Genomic DNA, 22,431 nt, shown 5'->3' with positions numbered 1-22,431 from the left:
AGGAGCACGCCATGACCAACCCCGCCGACGCGATGGCCGCCGCCGTGCCGCAACCCACGCCGTACCCGCGCGGCAGCCGCTACTACGGCGTGCCCACGGCGGTGCACGTGACCGCGGATGGCAGGCAGGTCCCCCACCTCACCCGCAGGCTCCTGCCACCGCCCCCGTCGACCGCCATCGCCGAGCACGAGGTGAGCGAGGGCGATCGGCCGGACCTGCTGGCGCACCGGTACTTCGGGGACGCCGAGGCGTGGTGGCGGATCGCCGACGCGAACCCGGTGCTGAGCCCGGACGAGCTGACGGGCACACCGGGCCGCCTGCTCAGGATCGCGATGCCGAATGGCTGACCTGGCTCCCGTCCACCTCACCCTGCTCATGGGCCGCCGCATCCCGGTGCCCGTGCCGCAGGAGGTCACCGACGCGCTGCTGTCGGCGCAGGTGACCGTTTCGGCGGGACAGCGCAGCGGGTTCCAGCTGGCGTTCGACCTGTCGAAGATGGGCGTGCTGCGCAACGCGCTGCTGCCCGCCGGGTTCTTCGACCCGGAGACGCGGGTGGTGCTCGTGGTCACCGTGCGCGGCGTGCCGAACGTGATCATGGACGGGATCTGCATCCGCCAGGAGGTCGGCATCAGCAACGAGCCGGGCCAGTCCACGCTGACGGTCACCGGTGAGGACCTGACGGTGCTGATGGACTTGGAGGAGAAGGAGAACCGGCAGTTCCCGGCGACCTCCCCGGCGGCCCGCGCGGCGGTGGTGATCGCGGAGTACGCCACCTACGGCATCGTGCCGGTGGTGGTGCCGGAGATCTTCCCCCAGGTGAAGATGCCGACCGAGCAGGTGCCCTCGCAGAAGGGCACCGATCTGGCCTACCTCAACGAGATCGCCAAGGCCAACGGGTACGTGTTCTACCTCGATCCCGGTCCGGCGCCGGGGGTCAGCCGCGCCTACTGGGGGCCTGAGGTGCGGTTGGGCGCGCCGCAGCCCGCGCTGACGGTGAACTCCGACGCTTCGTCCAACGTGGACCAGATGACGTTCAGCTTCGACGGCACCGCTCGGGAGCAGCCCACGGCCATGGTGCAGATCCCGGCCACGAAGATCTCCCTGCCGCTGCCAGTCCCGGAGGTGAGCGTGCTGCGTCCGCCGATGGCGCTGAAACCCGCGCCAGCGTTGAAGAAGACCGTCATCAAGGACACCGCGAAGAAGGACGCGCCGCAGGCGCTGGCCGAGACGCTGGCCAAGGCCGCCGAGTCCGCCGACGCGGTGTCCGGGTCCGGGCAGCTGGACGTGGTGCGCTACGGGCACGTGCTGCGGGCGCGCGAACTGGTCGGTGTGCGCGGGGCGGGCATCACCTACGACGGCCTGTACTACGTCAAGAGCGTCACGCACAACCTCCAGCGCGGCAGCTACACCCAGAACTTCACCCTCGCCAGGGAAGGGTTGATCTCCCTGGCTCCAGTGGTCCGGCCGTGAGGGGAGCCAGATGACCGAACCGACCAGGTACCTCGGCAAGTACCGCGGCACCGTGTTCAACAACGTCGACCCGGAGCGCCGCGGGCGCATCCAGGCGCTGGTGTCGGACGTGTACGGCACGACGCCGTCCACGTTCGCGCTGCCGTGCCTGCCGGTGGCCGGGCCGCAGATGGGCCACTACGTCGTGCCGCCGGTCGGAGCGGGCGTCTGGATCGAGTTCGAGCAGGGCAACAAGGACTTCCCGATCTGGACCGGCTGCTGGTACGGCGGGCAGGCGGAGCTGCCCGCACCTGCCAACGCGGGGTTGCCCGCCTCGCCGAACATGGTGCTGCAGACGCTGGGGCAGCACTCGATCGTGCTGTCGGACGTGCCGGGGGTCGGCATCACGCTCAAGACGGCGGGCGGCGCGATGATCACGGTCAACGACAGCGGGATCGTCATCAGCAACGGCCAGGGCGCCTCCATCTCGCTGGTGGGGCCGACGGTCTCGATCAACCAGGGCGCGCTCGCCGTCACCTGAGGGGGAACGATGTCGGGAAACTTGTTGCACGTCAACGCGACGGTGGTGTGCCCGCACGGCGGGCAGGCCACGCTGCTGCCCGCGCGGACGCGGGTGCGGGTCAGCGGCCAGCCGGTGGCCACGCTGGCCGACACCTACACGATCGCGGGCTGCTCCTTCACCGTCAGCGGCAAACCCCAGCCGTGCGTGACGATCAAGTGGGTCACCCCGTCCTCCCGGATCACCCTGGACGGCCAGCCTGCCCTGCTGCAGGGGTCGGTCGGCCTGTGCCAGAGCGCTGAACAGGTCCCGCAGGGGCCGCCGAACGTCGTCGTGGTGCAACAGAGAGCGGTGGGACGATGACCCGCACCGACATAGCCTTCCCCTTCCGGGTCGACGGCCGCGGGCGCACCGCCGACCGCGGCTACGACGACCACGTCCGCGACATGGTGGAGCAGTTGCTGTTCACCAGCCCCGGTGAGCGGGTGATGCGGCCGGACTTCGGCTGCGGCCTGCTCGACCTGGTCTTCGCGCCCAACAGCCCGGAGTTCGCCTCCGCGCTGCGGCTGTCCATCCAGGCAGGCTTGCAGCGCTGGCTGGGTGACGTGATCGACGTGGAGGCGCTGGAGGTCACCAGCGAGGACAGCACGCTGCGCGTGCACCTGGTCTACGTCGTGCGGCCCACCGGAACGCGGCGCACCGACACGTTCGAGAGGAGCGGCGACCGATGACGCAGGACTGCCGCACCGACCGCAGGCGGGCGCGGGTGCGCGCCAAGCACCGCAACGGCGTCGACGGGGTGGAGGTCTCCGACGACGGGCGCACCCTCACCGTCACGTTCCTGGGCCGCGCGCCGCGCGACCTGGGCCCGGAGAACATCCGCATCGACGGTGGCCGCCGCGTCCGGGGCATCGTGGCGGTCTCGGTCCGGCTGGAGGACGAGGAAGACCCGGAGTTGGACGACCGCGTGCGCGTGGAGGTCGACCGGCCCGGCGACAGCTCGACCTACCGGCTGTCCGTCGTCCGCTCCGACGGGCACGGCTTGCCCGGCACCGAGCCCTACCCCGGTTTCGATCCGCGCTACGCGGGCGCGGACTTCGACTTCCGCCGCATGTGCCCGACGGAGCTGGACTGCGTGCCCGACGAACCGCCGCCACCGGCGCCGGGGCCGCAGCAGGTGGTCAACTACACCGCGCGCGACTACGCCTCGCTGCGCGGGCTCCTGCTGGACCGGCTGACGCTGACCGCGCCGCGCTGGGTCGAGCGGCACGCCCCGGACCTGGGCGTCACCGTGGTCGAACTGCTGGCCTACGTGGGCGACCGGCTCAGCTACCAGCAGGACGCCATCGCCACCGAGGCGTACCTGGACACCGCGCGCAGGCGCGTCTCGGTGCGCCGCCACGCGCGGCTGGTCGACTACGCGATGCACGACGGCTGCAACGCCCGCACGTTCGTGGCGCTGGAGGTGTGTCGCGAGGCGACGTTGCGGGCGGGCGACTTCCGCTTCCTCGCGGTGGACCTCAGCCACGTGGACCCGTTGCGCCGCCCCGAGCTGGGGCCGGTGGTGTCCGAGGACGTGGTGGCCGAACTGCCGACCTCGGCGACGTGGGAGTTCTTCGAACCGGTCGACCCCGGTGACCTGTCGGTCCTGCCCGCCCACAACGAGATCCGGTTCTGGACGTGGGGCGACGAGGAGTGCCGCCTGCCCAAGGGCGCCACGGCCGCGACCCTGCGCGACGAGTGGCTGCACCACGACAGCGACGCCGACAGCGAGGATAGTGACAGCGAGGCGCGAAGCGGTGGCCACCGCCCAGGGCGGCGCGCGTTGCGCTTGCGACCGGGCGACGTGCTGATCATCGAGGAGCGGGTCGGCCCGGACAGCGGCGCGCCCGCCGACGCCGATCCCGCGCACCGGCAGGCGGTGCGGCTGGTCAGCGTGACCCCTGGGGTCGACGACCTCTACGACCAGCCGGTCGTCGAGGTCACCTGGGACGTCGAGGACGCGCTGGCCTTCAGCGCCTGCCTGTCCTCGCGCGGCGGGCAGGACTGCTGCCCCATCCCGGACGTGAGCGTGGCGCGCGGCAACGTGGTGCTGGCCGACCACGGGCGCAGCCTCGACGCGTGCGGCGGGCCGGTGGAGGTGATCACCGTGCCGCCCGCGCCGGTCGTGCCGCCGACCTGCGACCCGCCGGAGTTCGGTTGCGGCGGCGACGACGCGGTGGACCCGGTCGTCGCGTTCGTCCAGGACCTGGTCGGCCGCACCGGCGACCGGCAGCCGCTGACCCCCGAGCACGTGCACGACCTGGTGCGGCTGCTGGGCGAGAGCACCACCGACCGCGCGGGGCTGGTGCTGGACCTGGACGGCGGGCGGGAGGTGGTGGTGCCGGACACCGCCGAGGAGCAGCACGCCGCGCTGCGGGCCCTGCTGGCGCAGATCACCTACCCCGCCGTGCGCCCGCGCTTCCGGCCGGTGCTGGAGCGGGCACCGGTGACGCAGCGGGCGCCCTTCCCGCTGCCCGCGCACGTCGCCGCGGCGCAGGCGCGGCTGCTGGCGACCATCCCGGGGCGGGTGCGGGCCTGGCTGGAGGAGCTGTGGCGGCAGGCGCGCGGCGGCAGGCGGCCGAGCCGGGAGCAGGTCGCCGCGCTGACGGTGCTGTTCGGCCAGCGGGTGCTGACCGAGCTGCGGCTGGGCGAGCGGCCCGAGCGGGCGCTGCGCGAGCTGCTGGCCCGGCGCGCCGAGCTGCTGGCCGCCAAGACGCGGCGGCTGGAGGTGCTGCGCACCCGCGCGCTGGCGGGCGGTGTGCTCGACGACGGGATCGCCTGGGAGCTGGAGCACACCTGGGGCGAGGATTACGCGGCGGGGCTGTCGCCGGGTAGCGCGGCGCTGCGCGGTCCGGCGAGGGCGGCGCTGGTCACCGACCCGCGCACGGCCCTGCCGTCGGTGGTCCTCCGCGGTGACGCCGAGTGGACTCCCCGGCGCGACCTGCTCGACAGCGGGCCGCGCGACCGGCACTTCGTCGGCGAGGTCGAGGAGTCCGGGCGGCTGGCGCTGCGCTTCGGCGACGGCGGGCACGGCGCCGCTCCCCCGCCGGGTGGGCGGCTGGAGGTCCGCTACCGGGTCGGCAACGGCCTCGCGGGCAACGTCGGCGCCGAGGCGGTCAACCACCTGGTGCTGTGCCGGGGTGACCAGCACGACGCGGTGGAGCGGGTGCGCAACCCGCTCGCGGCGGTCGGTGGGGTGGAGCCGGAGACGCTGGACCAGGTGCGCCAGCTCGCGCCACTGGCGCTGCGCCGGGAGCTGCTGCGCGCGGTCACCGCCGAGGACTACGCGGCGCTGGCGGCGCGGGTGCCCGGTGTGCAGCGGGCCGCCGCGCGGCTGCGGTGGACCGGTGCCGGGCGGGAGGTCCAGGTCGCCGTCGACCCCGTGGGCCGCGCCGAGCCGGACGCCGCGCTGCTGGACACCGTGGCGCGGGCGCTGGCGCGGGTGCGGCGGATCGGCCACCAGGTCAGCGTCGGCCCCGCGGTGCTGGTGCCGCTGGAGGTCGGCGTCGCGGTGTGCGTGGCCGAGGGCTACCAGCGCGGTCACGTGCTGGCGGCGCTGCGGGCCGCGCTGGGCGGGCGTGGTTTCTTCCGCCCCGACGCGCTGACCTTCGGCGAGCCGGTGCGGGTGAGCGCGCTGGTCGCCGCAGCGGCCGCGGTGCCCGGTGTGGTCACCGCCCGCGTGACGGTGCTGCGCAGGCAGTTCGGCCAGGACGAGGGCGCGCTGGAGGCCGGGCTGCTGCGCCTGGGCCCGCTGGAGGTCGCCCAGCTGGACAACGACCCCGACCACCCGGAGAACGGCCGGTTGGACATCGTGCTGGGAGGTGGGCGATGAGCGGCTGCGGCTGCCAGGACTGCCGCGCGGCGGCGTCGGCGCGGACCCCGGTGGAGGTGTTCACCCCGCCCGCGCAGGCCGCGCTGGCGCACCGGGTGGGCACGCACGCGGAGTTCATGGCCACCATGCTGGCCCGGCTGTCCAGCCCCGGCTACCGGCCGCTGAACGCGCTGACCACGCGCGCGCTCGACGACCCGGCGATCGGACTGCTGGACGCCTCGGCGGTGCTGGCCGACCTGCTCACCTTCTACACCGAGCGGATCGCCGACGAGGGCTACCTGCGCACCGCGACCGAGCAGCGGTCGCTGGAGCTGCTGGGCAGGCTGGTCGGTCACCTGCCGCGCCCCGGCGTGGCGGCGGGCACCTACCTGGCCTACACCGTCGACGCCGATCCGACCCCCGGCCGCGACCTGGAGGCCCGCATCCCGCGCGGGGCCCGCGCCCAGAGCGTGCCCGGCCCCGGCGAGGAGCCGCAGGCGTTCGAGAGCGTCGAGGACCTCCTCGCCCGGCACTCCTGGAACGAGCTGCGGGTGCGCACCCGCAGGCCCTACCAGCTGACCAAGGACGACCTGGCGGACCGGCGGGCGGTCCAGCTCAAGGGCGTGACCACCAACCTGCGGCCCGGTGACCGCCTGCTGTTCGTCTTCGGCAGCGAGGCGGGCAGCCAGGTGCTGGAGGACGTGGCCGAGGTGGCGGTCGACCGGGACAGCGACACCACCACGGTCGGCAAACCCGCGCCCGCGCTGACCAACCTCGCCGAGCTGCGCGCCGACCTGCGGAAGTGGCTGGACGAGCTGCTGGCCAACCCCGGCGACGTGGTGCGGCGCAGCGTGATCCTGCGGCGTTTCGTGGACGGCGTGCTGCAACCCCTGCGCGCGGACCTCGGCGCCACCCCGGAGGACCCCGGCGCGCTGCCCACCCCCACCCGCTACGCCGCCAGGTTGGCCGAGGTGCTGGAGCGGCTGGCCGAGGCGCTGGCCGTGGCCGAGCACTACGCGCACGTGCGCAAGTGGCTGGAGGACGTGCGGGCGAAGGTCGTCGACCAGCACGACAAGGCCCGCATGCTGGAACCGCCGCAGCCGGAGAAGGAGGAGACCAGCCTCTACCGGGCGCTGTCGCTGGGCACGACGCCCCCGTCGGGCAGTGCCGCGCTGCTGGGGCTCGGGGCGCTGCTGGGCGCGCTGCGCACCCCGCCCAGCCGCTCCCCCGGCAGCTCCCGCAAGCTGCGCCGGGACGTCGGCCAGCTGTACGGGTCCGGCTCCGACCTGGCCGCGCAGCTGCTCTCCGCGCTGGACCCGAGGCTCGCGGACGACCTCTACACCGCCTGGCGGCGGGTGGACCTGGCCGCGCCGCTGGCGTTGCAAGAGCTGTTGGCGATGCGGCAGGTGGCCACGCCCTTCGCCGCCACCGCGCCGCTGAGGACCGAGCCCGTGGAGAACCCGCAGAGCGGCCAACCCACCACCCGGCAGGTGGAGTGGAACCTCGACGTCCCGCAGACCTTCACCGCCACCGTCTTCTACGACGAGGCACCGGGGGAAGAGGAACCGGAGGCCGAGGAGCCCAAGCCCAAGGACACCCCGTCCTCGGCCGAGCTGGTCTTCCAGCTGGACGCCAACGCGTGGCGCGACGGCATCGACGACCTGTCGGTGGAGGGGGAGCTGGACTTCGGTCCGGGGCGGGTCAGGCACAGCGTCGACGAGGACGGGGCGGTGACCCTGCAGACCGAGCCGCAGCTGCCCGAGCACCGGATCGTGCTGTCCAGGGCGAGCGCGGACGACCGGGTCACCGTCACCCTCCCGGACGACCTGCCGGACGCGGTGGTGCTGGCCGCCAACGACCGGCAGACCCGGTGGAAGTGGGACCCGATGACCGAGCGGCAGGTCCGCATCGACTTCACCCGCATCACCCCGGCGGAGGCGGGCGCGCGGCCGTCGGTCTCGGTCACCGCCTTCACCCAGGCCCGCCTGCCCTCCACCGTGCTGGCGCTGGACGCGGTGTACGAGGGGGTGGGCATCGGCAGCTGGGTGGTGGTGGAACGGCCGCGCAAGCGGTCGAGCACGCCCGGCGTCCAGGGGCTCGGCCTGGTCACCGCGAGGGTCGCCGGGGTGCGCACGATCGCCAAGCAGGGCTTCGGGATCAGCGGCAAGGTCACCGAGCTGGTGCTGGACCGGCCGTGGCTGGACGCGCTCGACACCCGGCTGTCCGACATCCGTGACACGACGATCTACCTGCGCGGCGAGCGGCTGTCGCTGGCCGAGGAGCCGATCACCGACGACGTGGCGGGCAGCGAGGTCGAGCTGGCCGAGCTGCACGACGGGCTGACGCCGGGCCGCTGGCTGGTGGTCACCGGCGAGCGCACCGACCTGCCCGGCGGGACCCCCGGCGTGCTCGGCACCGAGCTGGCCATGATCGCCTCGGTGCGGCAGGGGCACGACCGGGAGCGGCCGGGAGACAAGGTGCGCACCACGCTCACCCTGGCCGCGCCACTGGCCTACACCTACCGGCGGGAGACCGTGCGCCTGCTGGCCAACGTCGTGCGGGCCACCCACGGCGCCGGGCGCGACGAGCCCATCGGCAGCGGCGACGAGGGCCAGGCCAACCAGGAGTTCCTGCTCCGCCAGGGCCCGCTGACCTGGCTGGCCGCGGACAACCCGCGCGGCGCGGAGAGCACGCTGGAGGTGCGGGTCGACGGGGTGCGCTGGCGCGAGGTGGACAGCTTCGCCGGGCGCGGGCCGACCGAGCGGGTCTACGTGACCCGGCCCGGCGAGCAGGGCTCGCTCGTGGTGGCCTTCGGCGACGGGGTGCGCGGCGCGCGGCTGCCCACCGGAGTGGAGAACGTCCGCGCCCGCTACCGCGTGGGCCTGGGCGAGGCGGGCAACGTCGGCGCGGGCCGGATCACCCAGCTGACCACCCGGCCGCTGGGCGTGTCGGCGGTGACCAACCCGCTGCCCGCGCACGGCGGCGCGGACCGCGACGACGCGAACCTGCTGCGCCGCAACATCCCGCTCGGCGTCACCGCGTTCGACCGGCTGGTGTCGGTGCCCGACCACGAGGACTTCGCGCGGGCGCGGGCGGGCATCGGCCGGGCGTCGGCGCGGCGGCTGTTCAACGGCGTGCGGCAGGTGGTGCACCTGACCGTGGCCGGGGTGGACGACATCGCGCTGCACGACGACTCCGACATCGTGACCACGCTGCGCGCCGCGCTGGCCGCCCACGGCGACACCGGCCTGCCCGTGGAGGTCGCCGTGCGGGAGCCGGTGCTGCTGGTGGTCTCGGCCAACATCGGGGTGCGCCCGGACCACTACTGGGAGGTGGTGGAACCCGCGGTGCGCGCGGCGCTGCTGGAGCGCCTCGGCTTCCGCAACCGCGAGCTGGGCCAGCCCGCCTACCTGTCGGAGGTGCTGGCCGCCGCGCAGGCGGTGCCCGGTGTGGACCACGTGGACGTGGACGTGTTCGCCGGGATTCCCGGCAGCGTCACGCCGGTGGAGCTGGACGCGCTGGCCGGGTCGCTGGGCAGGCCGCGGACCGTGGTGCCCGCGCGCGAGGCGGTGTTCGAGGAGACCCGCTACCGGGTCGCGGCGGGCGGCGAGACGCTGACCGCGGTCGCGGCCAAGCACGGCATCACGGTCGTGGAACTGGTTCGGCTCAACCCGGACATCACCACCGGCGACCTGCTGGAGAACCGCTCCGTGGTCGTCTTCCGCGGGGTTCGGCCCGCGCAGCTGGCGGTGCTGTCCCCGACCGTGCCCGACACGCTGATCCTCAAGGAGGTCCGGTCATGAGCCGCCAGCCAGACCGCCTGTTCGACCTGCTGCCCCAGTTCCACCGCAGGCGCGACGCCGAGAGCGGCGGAGCGCTGCGCGCGCTGCTGGCAGTGGTCGCCGAACAGCTCGACCTGGTCGAGAGCGACCTGGAGCAGTTGTACGACAACTGGTTCATCGAGACGTGCGCGGACTGGGCGGTGCCCTACATCGGCGACCTCGTGGGGTATCGGGCGCTGCGCGGCTACGAGGAGGCGGTGTCCGGGCGCGGGGCGGCGGCCCGGCTGCTGTCGGCCCGCTTGGCGCCGCGCGCGGACGTGGCCGCGACGGTGGCCAACCGGCGGCGCAAGGGAACGCTGCCGCTGCTGGAGGCCACCGCGCGGACCGTGGCCGAGTGGCCCGCGCGGGCGGTGGAGTTCGGGCCGCTGCTGTCGGGGTCGCAGCCGGTGCGGCTCTACCCCGGCAGGCCGGAGCGCGCCACCGCGCGGCACCTGGCCGCCCCGGCCCGCACGGTCGACCTGCGCCGCGGCGCGGAGCTGGACCTGGTCGACTCGGCGTTCGACGAGTTCGCCCACACCGCGAGCCGGACCCGCACGCCCGCGAGCGCGGGGCTGTTCGTGTGGCGGCTCAAGCCGCACTCGATCACCAAGGCGCCCGCGTACTGCGTCGACCGGGCGCGCAGCCTCTACACCTTCTCCATCCTGGGCAACGACACCCCGCTGATGACCAAACCGGTCCCCGAGCCCTCGCCCGACCACATCGCCACACCCGCCAACGTGCCCGGCTTCATCCGCCGCCGGGCGCTGCGCGACCGGCTCGCCGACCACTACGGGCCGGGCAAGAGCTTCCAGATCTGGCGCGACGGCGAGAACCGGCCGGTGCCGCCGGGCGACATCGTGGTGGCCGACCTGTCCCGCTGGCGGTACCGGGCGCAGCGCGGGCAGGTCGTGGTGGACCCGGTGCTGGGGCGGATCGCGTTCGGCACGCGGACCGCGCCCAAGCGCGGCGTGTGGGTGAGCTACCACCACGGGTTCAGCGACGACACCGGCGGCGGCGAGTACCCGCGCGAACGGCCCGTGCGCCCCGGCGCGAAGCTCTACCGGGTCGGGCCCGACGAGGACGACTCGGAGATCATGGACGCCTACCGCCGCTGGCGGCGGGAGAAGGCCTCCGGCGACGCGCCCGCCGACGCGGTCATCGAGATCACCCGGAGCCTGGCCTACCAGGAGCAGATCGAGTTCGCGCTCGACCGCGGCGACCGGCTGGAGGTCCGCGCGGCCGAAGGCGCGCGACCGGTGATCCGGCTGCTGGACTGGTACAGCAACCGGCCGGACGCGCTGATCATCCGGGCCAGGGGCCGCGAAGACGGCGACTGCGACGACTGCGGCAGGCCGGGACCGCCGCGCGTGGTGCTGGACGGCCTGCTGGTGACCGGCCGTGGCGTGCACGTCAGCGGACCGGTGGGGCAGGTCGTCATCCGGCACAGCACGCTGGTCCCCGGCTGGACGCTGGAGCCGGAGTGCCACCCGGTGCAGCCCGAGGAACCCAGCCTGGTGCTGGAGGACACCACCGCGTGCGTGCAGGTGGAGCGCAGCATCATGGGCACGATCCTGGTGCAGGGCAATGAGGTGCGCACCGAACCGCTGGAGATCCACGTCGCCGACAGCGTCCTGGACGCCACCGGTCGCGACCGCGAGGCCCTGTCCGGCCCGGACTGCTCGCACGCGCACGCCGTGCTCTCCTTGCACCGCACCACGGTCATCGGCGAGGTCTACGCGCACGCCATCCGGATCGCCGAGAACAGCATCCTCGACGGCTTCGTGCACGTGGCCAGGCGCGGTATCGGGTGCCTGCGCTTCTGCTACGTGACGGCGGGATCGCGCACGCCGCGGCGATACCGCTGCGAATCGGCGCACCGGCCGCGCTTCACCAGCACCCGGTACGGCACGCCCGGCTACGCCCAGCTCGCCCCCGGCTGCCCGCCCGAGATCGCCCGCGGCGCCGAGGACGGGGCCGAGCTGGGCGCCTTCCACGACCTGTTCCAGCCGCAGCGGGAGGACAACCTCCGGGCCCGACTGGAGGAGTTCCTCCCCGCCGGCACGGCCGCCGGCGTCGTCTTCGTCTCCTGAAGGGAAAGGCCCCATGCACGGCGACTTCTCCAAGCTGGGCTTCCGGCCCGACCGGCGCTACTCCGCGGTGCTGGCGCAGCAGGGCCGGGTCCAACTCGACTCCGACGCCAACGAGCAGGTGCTGCTCGACCTGCACCGGGCGCGCACCCTGGCGGCCGACCTGATCGGCCCGCACGGCGGTCCGGTCGACGCGCTCGGGTTCGGCGTCGAGTACCTGGCCAAGGACGGCGAACCGGCCGACCTGTCCATCTCTGCGGGCCGCTACTACGTCGACGGCATCCTGGTCGACGCCACCCGGCCCGCCTCGGGCGTCCCGGCGGACGACGACGAGCGGGCGGTGCCGACGCCGGACAACTGGACCTACTGGGACCAGCCGGACGCCTACCGCGACAAGGAGCGCCCGGAGACCGACAACCTGCCGGAGCAGCCGTTCGTGGCTTACCTGAAGGTGACCGAGCGGCTGGTCACCCACGTGCAGGACCCGGCGATCCGGGAGACGGCGCTGGGACCGTCGCTGCCGGACACCGCCGCGCGGCTGAAGGTGAGCTGGCAGGTGCTGGCGTTCCAGGGCAACCCCGAGCAGTTCGCCGAGTGGGTGGGCGGACAGGCCTCCACGGCACGGCTGGCGGCGCGCACCGAGCGGCCCGCCAAAGCCGACGACAACCCGTGCCTGGCCGCGCCGGACGCCCGGTACCGGGGCGAGGAGAACCAGCTGTACCGGCTGGAGATCCACAGCGTGGCGCCGAAGCGGACGTTCAAGTGGTCGCGGGAGAACGGCTCGGTGGTGTTCGGCGTCGCCTCGGTGGACGGCGACTTCGTGACGCTGTCCGACGCGGGCCGCGACGGCAAGCTGGACCTCGACGTCGGCGACTGGGTGGAGCTGCTCGACGACGCCACCACGGCTCGCGGGGAGACCTCGGACCTGCTGCGGGTGGTGGACGTGGACACCGAGCGGCTGCGGGTGGAGCTGGCGGGCGAGCGCCCGCGCGGGGTGGGCGAGGTGCCGGGCAGGCACCCGCTGCTGCGCCGCTGGGACCAGCGGCCCGCCAAGCCGGTCGGCGGCGGGGTCGAACTGGTCGAGGAGCAGTGGCTGGACCTGGAGGACGGCGTGCAGGTGTGGTTCGAGAAGGGCGGCACGCCGCGGCCCGGCGACTACTGGCTGATCCCGGCGCGCACGGTCACCGGCGACGTGGAGTGGCCGCGCGACGAGCGCGGCAGGCCGCTGCTGCGCGTCCCGGACGGCGAGCTGCACCACTACGCGCCGCTCGCCGCGGTCAACCGCGGCCGGGCGCAGGACCTGCGGCGCGCGTTCGGACCGCTGGCGGCCCCGCCCGCCTGACCCGGACTCGCCCGCGAGCGCTACCAGCCACCCCGCAACGAGCGCTTGGCCGCCTCCCCCGGTCCGTACAGGTCCTCGGGGAGGCGCAGCCAGACGTCCGGTGGTCCCGCGACCGCCCTGGTGCCGGTGAGGCGCAGACCGGCGTAGGCGCACGAGTGGGCCACCGGCCGGTCCTGGTAGAGGTAGGAGGCGAGCACGTACTCGGACGGGTCGTGCTCGCTGACGCCGCCGCCGGGGTCCAGGTCCCAGTCCACCAGGACGCCGTCGCGGGCGACCGAGCCCTGGTCGCCGCTCTTGGGGTTGGCGTAGAACCCGTAGCAGGCGGTGCCCTCGGACAACGCGGTCAGCACAGCGGACATCTGCGCCGCGAAGCCCCTCGGCTGCAGGACGACGCAGCCACCGGGCACGTCGGTGGCGCCCACCACCGCCAGGTCGTCCTCGGCATCGCCGTCCGCGACCGGCACGGCCCCCAGCCGCCGCGCCGCCTCGGCCGCGTCGATGCCCGCCACGCAGGCCAGGCTCATGCCGTCGAGGTAGAAGTCCCCCAGGGCCGCGATGAGCCGGGGGGCTTCCGCCGCGGCGGCCACCTCCCGCTCGGACAGAGCCACCCCTTCCGGCGGGGCGCCGAACAGGTCGGGCTCGGGGCCCGCCAGTGCCAACCGGCCCGGCGACCAGCCCGCCATCATCGGCCGCCACGGGTCCGCGCCCGCCTCGGCCAGGACGCGGGCGTTGTCCGGTCGGTGGCTGTGGACCGCCCGCCACAGGGCGGTGCGGCCTTCCTCCTCCGCGTCCACGTCGGTCACCCGGCTCGCCAGCAGCGCGGCCACTTCCGGAGAGCCGTGCTCGGCGGCGATGTGCAGCGGTCTGCCGTAGTCGCCCCACATCGGGGCGTTCGGGTCCGCTCCCGAGTCCAGCACCGCGCGGATGTCCGCGGCTTCGGACCAGCTCTTGGACATCGGCGACGGCCATGCGGCAGCCATGGTTCTCCCCCCGGATCGGCTTGCCGGGCAGCGTAGCGCGCACTCGACACGCGGCAGGTCACCGAGCGCGGCGGGTCGCGGTGACGCGGTTCAGCGTGCGGGCTGCCAAGTCCGGGGTTCGGCTCGCGTTCGCGAGGGCCTACCCTGAACTTCGCGCAGCGGCGCGGAATTCAGGGGGATGATGGACGAGCGGACCGCAGTGGTGGTCGGCGGGGTGCTGCGGCACGAGCCGTGCGACCTGCCCACGCTGCCGTCGTGCGCGCGTGGTCGGGCGGCGCTGCTGGGCGACGCGGCGCGCGCGATGAGCCCGGCGTTGGGGCAGGGCGCGTGCCAGGCGCTGGAGGACGCGGTCACCCTGGCGGACCGTCTCGACGGCGGCCCGGTCGACGAGGCGTTGCGCCGGTACGACCGGCTGCGCAGGCCCAGGGCGCGGCAGGTCGTGCGCCGGTCGGCGCGAGTGGAGGCAGTGGCGCGGTGGGCCTGGCCGCCCGCGGTGGTGCTGCGGGATTCGGTCGTCCGGTTGACACCTTCGGCGGTGGCGTCGCGGTCGATGGACCCGGTCCTGGGTTGGACGCCCTGATGCCCGACTGGACCTACCACCCGCTGCGCGGCATCGCCGCCCGGTCGCTGGGTGTGCGGCGCTCCCAACGGCTGGCGCTGCGGACGCTGGCCCGCGTCGGGTCGCTGCCCGGTGGCGGGTGGCTGGTGGCCCACGCGCTGGGGCATCGCCATCTACCGCCGCACCTGGCCGGAGCGGTGGCGGGTGTGCCGGTGCGCAGTCGGCTCGGGGCGGTCGTCCCGCCGGGCGTGGCGCGGGACGCCGTGCGGGCGCTGCCGTTGATCGGCGCCGGTGTGGTCGTCGTAGCGCCGGTCGCGGTCGACGACGTGCCGTTGGTGCGCGAGGCCGCCGCGGGCAGGCGGGTTCCGGTGATCGCGCACGCCGTGAGCGCGCAAGCGCGGGATGCCGTGGCGCCTCATGTCGATGCCGCCGTCACCGAGGGCTTGGAGCACACCAGTACGGGTTCGGTGGCGCACGCCGCCGAGGTGTTGGCCGATCCAGGGAAGTCCGTGCTGGTGACGCCCCCGGTGCTGGTGCGCGCTGGCCCCGGCTGGTTCGGCCGGGTGATCGACGCGGCCACGCCCACCGACCCCGGACCGGGTCGTCAACGCGGTTGGCCCGCGTGGTGGTGGGGTCTGCTGGTCGGACTGGGCATGATCGGCGCAGGGCTGGGCGCCGCCGCCATCACGCTCGGGCCGGTGCTGCTCTGGTACGACCGCGCTTTCCTCGGCATGGACGTGGCGCGGTTGCACGCGGTCAACCACCACTTGGTGCACTTCTTGCAGCACGACCGGATCACCATGGCGGGCACCATGGTGGCGATCGGCGCGGTTTACACCGGGCTGGCGGCGGGCGGGCTGCGCCAGGGGATGGCGTGGGCGCGGGACGCCTACCTCGTCAGCGGGTGGATCGCGTTCCCGACGCTGCTGTACTTCCTGGGTTTCGGGTTCGTCGAGCCGCTGCACACCGCGGTCGTCGTCGTGCTGTTCCCGATGTTCCTGCTCGCCACCCGCCGCCGCACCGGGCCCCGGTGGACGGTGCGCGAGGACGGGCCCGAGCACCTCCGGCACCGGGCGCTGGTCGGCCAGCTCCTGCTGGTGTGCACCGGGATCAGCCTGTTCATCGGTGGCGCTGTGGTGTCGTTCGTGGGACTGACCGGGGTTTTCGTGGACAGCGACCTGGACTTCCTGCGCGTCGGCGCGGACGCTTTCGACCAGCGACTGCTGTCGTTCATCGCCCACGACCGGGCGGGCTTCGGCGGGGCGCTGATGGCCGCCGCGGCGGCGATCACGCTGTTGAGCGCGTGGGGTTGGCGGCGCGGCGAGTGGTGGGTCTGGTGGTCGCTGGCGGTGGCCGCCGCCGCGGGGTTCCTGCCCGCACTGCTGGTGCACGGCGTCATCGGTTACGTCGACTTCTTCCACCTGGCGCCCGTCGTCCTCGGACTCGGTCTGACCGTGACCGGCCTGGCGCTGTCCCGCTCGTACCTGTGCGGCGGCGCCGCGCGGTGCTCGCCGCGCGGCGCCGCCCACCGGGTCACAGCAACGGATCGCTGACCACCCGCAGGGTCGGGCTGCTGTCCGGCTCGACGTGGGTCACCGCGAACAGCCTGCGCCGGTCGGCCGCCTCCCCTGCCGCGAGCACCAGCGCGACCGCGCTCCCGGCGGCTCTTCGCAGTGAAACCGTCATGCCCGTTCCCCCTCACTCGGAGTGCTACGAACTGGCTTTGCGGCGTTGCTCGAACCAGGCCCACACGACGGTGATCGCCACGCCGATGGCGACCCACACCCACAGGAACGCCCACGAGCCGATGACCCGGTCCTGCTGGTCGCGCGGCACCGGGGGGCCCGCGAGCAGCATCGCCACCACCACGACCACCGCTATCGCGCCGGGCCCCCACGGCGGCAGCACCAGGGCGAACAGGATGGGCACGGTGTAGAACAGGCCGACCACCAGCGCGGAGGTCAGGTCCGCGCCCTTGGCGTAGGCGATGACGACCGCCACGGCGAACCCGGCGAGCACGGCGAGGAACTTCTTCACGTCGCGGACTCCCTTCCGTTGCGCAGGATGCCTCCGGCGGTCTCGATGCCGCCTTGCCGCCGACCTGCTCGGCCGACTCGGCGACGACGCGCCCCATCGCCTCGACGCCGCCCTCGAGGTCCTCGACCTGCTTGTGCACCTTGTCCGCGGTCTCGAAGGCGCTCTGCGAAGCCTCGCCCTGCAACGCCTTCCGCGCCTCACCCGCGAACTGCTTGACCTTCTCGCCGACCTCGCCGACCTCGCCGACCTCGCCGACCTCGCCGGCGGTGGCGCGGCCGACGTCGAACTCCACCAGCAGCCCGCCAAGGTCGGCGTCGAAGGCCAGGTCCGCCATCGGACCGTGGCCGCCGGGCATCGGTGCTGCCCCGCTACCTGGCCGACCCGGCGCTGGCGGCCGGGTCGGTGGAGCTGGTGCAGCAGGCGAGCGTGCCCCCGTTGGCCATGCTGTTCCTGGCGACTCGCTTAAGTGGGCTGGCCACCCCGCAGGTGGCACTGGCCCACCGCCACTTGCTCGACCGCGCCCGCGACTGGGGCTCGCTGTGACGGCTAGCTGTGACGCGAACCGGGCGTTCGCGATGCCGGGTAGTAGTTACCTGCCCTCCCGGAGCGACCCGGTAGTACTTGCAGGCGCTCTGGAGGGGTGACGTCCTGCGGGCGGCGGTCGGGGCTGGCCTCACAACATCTGGATGCCCAGCAGGCAGGTGTCGTCGTCGGTGTCGGCGTCGCTGTGGGTCAGCAGGTGGTCCAGCCGCTCCTCCAGCGGTCCCCACGCCCCGGCCGCCGCGCTCGACAACGCCTCGATGCAGTCGTCCAGCGGGGTGTCGCGACGCTCGACCAGGCCGTCGGTGTAGAGCAGCAGGACGTCGTCCTGCTCCAACTGCACCTGCCCCTCCTCGTAGTCGACCTCCGCCAGCGCGCCCAGCAGCACCCCGTCGAGCATCGGCAGCACGGTGGCGTGCTGCCCGCGCACCAGCACCGGCGGCAGGTGGCCCGCGCGGGCCCACCGCAGGACGCGGGTCTGCGGGTCGTACAGACCGCAGATGGCGGTGGCCAGGATGTTGTCGCTGAGGTGGTGGGCCACCACGTTGAGCCACGTCAGCAGCTGCGCGGGACCGGCACCGGTGGCGGCCAGGCCGCGCAGGGCGTTGCGCAGCACCACCATGCCGGTCGCGCCCTTGATGCCGTGCCCGGTGATGTCGCCGACGGAGACCAGGATCTGCTTGGAGGGCAGCACCACCGCGTCGTACCAGTCGCCGCCGACCAGGTGCTCCTGCTCGGCCGGGCGGTAGCGCACCGCGATGCGCAGCCCGAAGGCGTCGATGGAGGGCTGCGCGGGCGGCATGATCGCCTGCTGGAGCTGCAGCGCCAGCCGGTTGTGCTCGGCGGCCTGCTGCTCGGTGTGCGCCAGCTGGTCGCGGGTGGCCGACAGCGCCACCTCCGTCCAGTGCTGGGCCGAGACGTCCTGGTAGGCGCCGCGCACCGCGAGCAGCCTGCCCGCGGCGTCGAGCACCGGCTCGGCGATCACCCGCACGTGCCGGGTGACGCCGTCGGGCCGCTGGAGCCGGAAAGCCGCGGAGTCCGCCCGGCGGTGGTGCAGCACCGCGCGCAGGAACCGGTTGATGGCGACGGCGTCGTCGGGGTGGGCGTGCAGGGGCAGCTGCGCCAGCGGCAGCGGGTCCGCGCTCGCGGGCAACCCGTAGAGCGCGAACAGCTGGCTGTTCCAGGTGATCTCGCCGGTGGCGGTGCTCTCCTCGAACCCGCCGATGCGGCCCAGCCGCTGCGCGTGCTGCAGCAGGTTGGCCAGCCGGGCGGTCTCGTCCTGGACCCGCCACACCACCAGCACGTTGTCGCCGTGGCGGCTGATGCTCACCGCCGCCACCACGGTCAGCGGCACCTGGTCGACCAGCTCGGTCAGCGTCATCCGCTCGGCGCGGAACGGCTCGCCGGTGGCGTGCACGTGCTCGACCTTGTCGAACAGGCTGCCGTCGTCGGCGGCCATCGGGTAGACCTCCAGCACCAGCGCGCCGACGATCGCGCCGCGCGGCCTGCCCGCCAGGTCCACGAACCGGCGGTTGACGTGGTGGATGCGGAAGTCGCTCAGCTCCCCGTTGGCGTCCAGGTGGGGGCGCAGCACCAGGGCCGAGTCCAGCAGCCCGTCGGCCAGGTCCACCAGCTCGGCCAGCGCCCGGCCCGCCGGGTCGTCCTCCCCGCCGTGCGGGTCGAAGGTCTCCAGCGTGTGCGCGCACAGCTCGGCCAGCGCCTCGACCTGGCGGCGGACCGGCTGCGGCTGCGGCTCCAGCGGCTGCGGCCAGCAGATCTCCAGCACGCCCAGCACCCGACCGCCCGCGCCCGCGGGCACCGCCACCCGGCCGCCGCCCGCCAGGTCGCGGTGGGCCACCGAGGGCAGCCCGGAGCGGGCCAGGTCCTCCACCCACACCGCACCGCGCTCCACCAGCGCCCGCCGGGCGGGCGTGACGACACCGGGCGGCACGTACCGCCACCGGGCAGCCTCCTCCGGGGTGATGCCCGCGAACCCGGCCAGGGTCAGCGACGAGTCGTTGCCCGCCGACCAGATCGCCACCGCGGTGGCGCCCAGCGGGGTCAGCGCGTGCTCCAGCAGCGACTCCGCGACGGTCTGGGTGTCGCCCGCGGCCAGCGCGCCGCTCTCCGCGGTGCGCAGCCGCACCGCGGCCGACGTCCCGTCCCCGACCTGCGCGGGACGGTCCTCGCCCTCGCCGACGGCGTGCGCCAGGAACTGGTCCACCACCTCGGTGAACCGGTCCTGGGCTGCCTGGTTGACCAGGTCGGCGGCCAGCTCCAGCACGGTCAGGCCCGCCTGCTCGGCCAGCTCGGAGAGCTGGCGGGCGGCTTGCGCGGGCCCGCAGCGCAGCCGCTCCACCAGCACGCCCTTGGCCAGCTCGACCAGCGCCCGGCCGTCGGCCGCGGCGTTGGCCTCCCGCACCTGCTTGCGCAGCCGCTCGACGGTGGCGGCCAACCTGCCCAGGCCGCCCTCGCCCGCGCGGTCCGCCGTGTTCTCCGTGGCCGGGCCTGTTCCCGGCGGGTTCGGTGACGACATCGGCTACGCGTCCAACCACCGGCGCATGCACGCCAGGAGGTCGTCGGCGTCCACCGGCTTGATCACGTAGTCGTTGGCTCCCGAGGCCAGGCTCTTGTCCCGGTCGCCCGGCATCGCCTTGGCCGTGACCGCGATGATCGGCAGCCGCGCGTACTCCGGCATCGCGCGGATCGCCGCGGTGGCCGCGTAGCCGTCCATCTCCGGCATCATCACGTCCATCAGCACCAGGTCGATCTCCGGGTGCGCGGTGAGGGTTTCGATGCCCTCCCTGCCGTTCTCGGCGTGCAGCACGTTCACGCCGTGCAACTCCAGGATGCTGCTCAGCGCGAACAGGTTGCGCGCGTCGTCGTCGGCGATCAGCACGGTGCGGCCCGCCAGGGTGCGGTCCACGTGCTGCGGCGCGGGCTGGACCGCCTCCTCGTGCCGCACCAGCGGCAGCACGTCACCGGGCACCTCCGCGGTCAGGTGCAGCGCGATGCGCTCGCGCAGCTCGTCCAGGCTGGACAGCAGCTCCAGCGGCTGGGACTCGGTGCGCGACTGCAGCCGCCGCTCCTGCTCCACGTCCAGCCGCCGGTTGCTGTGCGCCAGCACGGGCACCCCGCGCAGCGCCGAGTCGCCGTCCATCGCCTCCAGGAACCGCAGGGCGGCGCCGTCGGGCATGTCCAGCTCCAGCACCACGCAGTGGCAGGCTTCGGCGGCCAGCGCCGCGGCCGCCTCCTGCGCGCCGATGGCGGTGATCACCTGCACCGGGCCGCGCGGGTCGTGGGCGTCGGACAGGTCCGCCACCGCGCTCTGCGCCACCAGCGACAGCAGGCCCTGCGGTCGCTCCTCCACCACCAGCAGCCGCCGCTGCTGGGGCGGCGTGTGCGCGGACTGCGGCGCGTCCTCCTGCCGCTGCGTCCCCCGCGCCGGGTCGGTCGTGGCCGCGGCCGGGCCTGCCACCGCGGGCGACTCCTGGAAGTCCGGGCGGGCCACCGGCAGGTACAGCGTGAAGGTGCTGCCCTGGCCCAGGGTGCTCTCCGCGGTGATCGCGCCGCCCAGCAGGTAGGCGATCTCCCGGCTGATCGACAGGCCGAGGCCGGTGCCGCCGTACTTGCGGCTGGTGGTGCCGTCGGCCTGCTGGAAGGCGCCGAAGATCGACTCCAGCTGGTGCTCGGCGATGCCGATGCCGGTGTCGGTCACCCGGAAGGCGATGGCCGCGCCGTGGTGGCGCACCGAGGAGGGCAGCTCGGCCGCGTCGGCGGGCTCGATGCGCAGCTCGACGCTGCCCGCCTCGGTGAACTTCACCGCGTTGGACAGCAGGTTGCGCAGCACCTGGCGCAGCCGCGAGTCGTCGGTGAGCAGGTCCACCGGCACACCGGGGGCGGTGGTGACCCGGAAGCCCAGGCTCTTCTGGGTGGTCATCGGCCGGAAGGTGGCCTCGACGTAGTCCAGCAGCTGGCGCAGCGGCACCCGCTCCGGGGTGATGTCCATCTTGCCCGCCTCGACCTTGGACAGGTCGAGGATGTCGTTGATCAGCTGCAGCAGATCCGAGCCCGCCGAGTGGATGATGCCCGCGTACTCCACCTGCTTGGGGGTCAGGTTGCGGGTCGGGTTCTGCGCCAGCAGCTGGGCCAGGATGAGCAGGCTGTTGAGCGGGGTGCGCAGCTCGTGGCTCATGTTGGCCAGGAACTCCGACTTGTACTTCGAGGCCAGCGCCAGCTGCTGGGCGCGGGTCTCCAGCTCCTGGCGGGCCTGCTCGATCTCCAGGTTCTTGGCCTCGATGTCGCGGTTCTGGCTGGCCAGCAGCGCCGCCTTCTCCTCGAGCTCGGCGTTGGAGCGCTGCAGCTCCTCCTGCCGCACCTGCAGCTCGCCCGAGCGCGCCTGCAGCTCGGTGGCCAGCCGCTGGGACTCCACCAGCAGCTCGTCGGTGCGGGCGTTGGCGACGATGGTGTTGACGTTGACGCCGATGGTCTCCATCAGCTGTTCGAGGAAGTCGCGGTGGATCGGGGTGAACCGGTGCACCGAGGCCAGCTCGATCACGCCGAGCACCTGCTCCTCGACCACGATCGGCAGCACCACCAGGTTGACCGGCGCGGTGCGGCCGAGGCCGGAGGTGATGGTGACGTAGTCGGCGGGCACGTCGTCCACGGCGATGGTGCGGCGGCTGCGGGCGGCCTGGCCGACCAGCGAGCGGCCGAACCCGAAGCGCTCGGGCCGGTCGGCGTCCTGGGGGCTGCCGTAGGAGCCGATCAGCCGCAGCTCGGGGGTCTGCGCGGTGTCGTCGGCCAGGTAGAACGCGCCGTACTGGGCGGAGACCAGCGGGGTCAGCTCGTCCATGATCAGCTCGGCGACCACGGACAGGTCGCGGCGGCCCTGCATCAGGCCGGAGATGCGGGCCAGGTTGGACTTGAGCCAGTCCTGGTCCTGGTTGGCCTTGGTGGTCTCGCGCAGCGATTCCACCATCGAGTTGATGTTGTCCTTGAGCTCGGCGACCTCGCCGGAGGCCTCCACGGTGATGGAGCGGGTCAGGTCGCCCTCGGCGACCGCGCTGGTGACCTCGGCGATGGCGCGCACCTGGCGGGTCAGGTTGCCCGCCAGCTCGTTGACGTTCTCGGTCAGCCGCTTCCAGGTGCCCGACACGCCCTCGACCTCGGCCTGGCCGCCCAGCCGCCCCTCGCTGCCCACCTCGCGCGCCACGCGGGTGACCTCCGCGGCGAACGCCGAG

Annotated in this window: 17 protein-coding genes; 12 read left to right on the top strand and 5 right to left on the bottom strand. The window is 73.9% G+C overall.

Features of this window, described 5'->3' with window-relative positions; all coding sequences use genetic code 11:
* Positions 1–11 precede the first annotated feature (11 nt).
* Genes IEZ00_RS12800 through IEZ00_RS12760 form a run of 9 tightly spaced genes read left to right on the top strand, consistent with a single transcriptional unit; the run spans position 12 to position 13,072 of the window.
* Positions 12–347: a LysM domain-containing protein gene (locus tag IEZ00_RS12800; RefSeq protein ID WP_229795550.1), complete on the top strand. Its 336-nt coding sequence runs from the start codon at positions 12–14 to the stop codon at positions 345–347.
* Positions 340–1,470, top strand: coding sequence for a hypothetical protein (locus tag IEZ00_RS12795; protein ID WP_189223449.1), 1,131 nt, complete (start codon positions 340–342; stop codon positions 1,468–1,470). The genes IEZ00_RS12800 and IEZ00_RS12795 overlap by 8 nt, the downstream gene beginning before the upstream one ends.
* Positions 1,471–1,480: 10 nt before the next feature.
* Positions 1,481–1,990 carry a phage baseplate assembly protein V gene (locus IEZ00_RS12790; RefSeq protein WP_189223448.1) on the top strand — a complete coding sequence of 170 codons (510 nt, stop codon included), beginning with the start codon at positions 1,481–1,483 and terminating at the stop codon, positions 1,988–1,990.
* 9 nt (positions 1,991–1,999) lie between these two features.
* Positions 2,000–2,332 carry a hypothetical protein gene (locus IEZ00_RS12785; RefSeq protein WP_189223447.1) on the top strand — a complete coding sequence of 111 codons (333 nt, stop codon included), beginning with the start codon at positions 2,000–2,002 and terminating at the stop codon, positions 2,330–2,332.
* Positions 2,329–2,700 (top strand): GPW/gp25 family protein, encoded by a 372-nt coding sequence (locus tag IEZ00_RS12780; RefSeq protein WP_189223446.1) that lies wholly within the window; start codon positions 2,329–2,331, stop codon positions 2,698–2,700. The genes IEZ00_RS12785 and IEZ00_RS12780 overlap by 4 nt, the downstream gene beginning before the upstream one ends.
* Entirely contained in the window at positions 2,697–5,843 is a 3,147-nt protein-coding gene (locus tag IEZ00_RS12775; RefSeq protein ID WP_189223445.1) for a putative baseplate assembly protein, read from the top strand. Before IEZ00_RS12780 ends, IEZ00_RS12775 begins: the two co-directional genes overlap by 4 nt.
* Entirely contained in the window at positions 5,840–9,625 is a 3,786-nt protein-coding gene (locus IEZ00_RS12770) for a putative baseplate assembly protein (RefSeq protein ID WP_189223444.1), read from the top strand. Before IEZ00_RS12775 ends, IEZ00_RS12770 begins: the two co-directional genes overlap by 4 nt.
* Positions 9,622–11,733 (top strand): hypothetical protein, encoded by a 2,112-nt coding sequence (locus IEZ00_RS12765; protein ID WP_189223443.1) that lies wholly within the window; start codon positions 9,622–9,624, stop codon positions 11,731–11,733. Before IEZ00_RS12770 ends, IEZ00_RS12765 begins: the two co-directional genes overlap by 4 nt.
* A gap of 13 nt (positions 11,734–11,746) precedes the next feature.
* Positions 11,747–13,072 carry a DUF6519 domain-containing protein gene (locus IEZ00_RS12760; protein ID WP_189223442.1) on the top strand — a complete coding sequence of 442 codons (1,326 nt, stop codon included), beginning with the start codon at positions 11,747–11,749 and terminating at the stop codon, positions 13,070–13,072.
* A gap of 20 nt (positions 13,073–13,092) precedes the next feature.
* Here IEZ00_RS12760 and IEZ00_RS12755 read toward each other — a convergent pair whose 3' ends face one another.
* Positions 13,093–14,052 carry an ankyrin repeat domain-containing protein gene (locus IEZ00_RS12755; RefSeq protein ID WP_189223441.1) on the bottom strand — a complete coding sequence of 320 codons (960 nt, stop codon included), beginning with the start codon at positions 14,050–14,052 and terminating at the stop codon, positions 13,093–13,095.
* A gap of 181 nt (positions 14,053–14,233) precedes the next feature.
* Here IEZ00_RS12755 and IEZ00_RS12750 point away from each other — a divergent pair, with 181 nt between their 5' ends.
* On the top strand, positions 14,234–14,632 hold the full coding sequence (locus tag IEZ00_RS12750; RefSeq protein WP_229795547.1) for an FAD-dependent monooxygenase: 399 nt from the start codon (positions 14,234–14,236) through the stop codon (positions 14,630–14,632).
* Positions 14,632–16,164 (top strand): hypothetical protein, encoded by a 1,533-nt coding sequence (locus tag IEZ00_RS12745; protein ID WP_189223439.1) that lies wholly within the window; start codon positions 14,632–14,634, stop codon positions 16,162–16,164. The genes IEZ00_RS12750 and IEZ00_RS12745 overlap by 1 nt, the downstream gene beginning before the upstream one ends.
* Here the strand turns inward: IEZ00_RS12745 and IEZ00_RS12740 are convergent.
* Together IEZ00_RS12740 and IEZ00_RS12735 are read right to left on the bottom strand one after the other, a co-directional pair.
* A complete protein-coding gene (locus tag IEZ00_RS12740) occupies positions 16,145–16,297 on the bottom strand; it encodes a hypothetical protein (protein WP_189223438.1) in 153 nt (50 codons plus the stop codon). The genes IEZ00_RS12745 and IEZ00_RS12740 overlap by 20 nt on opposite strands.
* 24 nt (positions 16,298–16,321) lie before the next feature.
* Entirely contained in the window at positions 16,322–16,648 is a 327-nt protein-coding gene (locus tag IEZ00_RS12735; RefSeq protein ID WP_189223437.1) for a hypothetical protein, read from the bottom strand.
* Positions 16,649–17,005: 357 nt separating this feature from the next.
* Here IEZ00_RS12735 and IEZ00_RS12730 point away from each other — a divergent pair, with 357 nt between their 5' ends.
* Entirely contained in the window at positions 17,006–17,191 is a 186-nt protein-coding gene (locus IEZ00_RS12730; protein WP_189223436.1) for a hypothetical protein, read from the top strand.
* A 130-nt stretch (positions 17,192–17,321) separates the two neighbouring features.
* Here IEZ00_RS12730 and IEZ00_RS12725 read toward each other — a convergent pair whose 3' ends face one another.
* Positions 17,322–19,724, bottom strand: coding sequence for a SpoIIE family protein phosphatase (locus IEZ00_RS12725; RefSeq protein WP_189223435.1), 2,403 nt, complete (start codon positions 19,722–19,724; stop codon positions 17,322–17,324).
* Between the two features lie 3 nt (positions 19,725–19,727).
* Positions 19,728–22,431: ATP-binding protein (locus tag IEZ00_RS12720; RefSeq protein WP_189223434.1), on the bottom strand; the 2,704-nt coding region annotated here is incomplete at its 5' end.

Source organism: Saccharothrix coeruleofusca (assembly GCF_014648515.1).
Classification (GTDB): domain Bacteria; phylum Actinomycetota; class Actinomycetes; order Mycobacteriales; family Pseudonocardiaceae; genus Actinosynnema; species Actinosynnema coeruleofuscum.
Note: the sequence above shows the minus strand (reverse complement) of the source record. Positions and strands in the feature narration are given on the sequence as shown.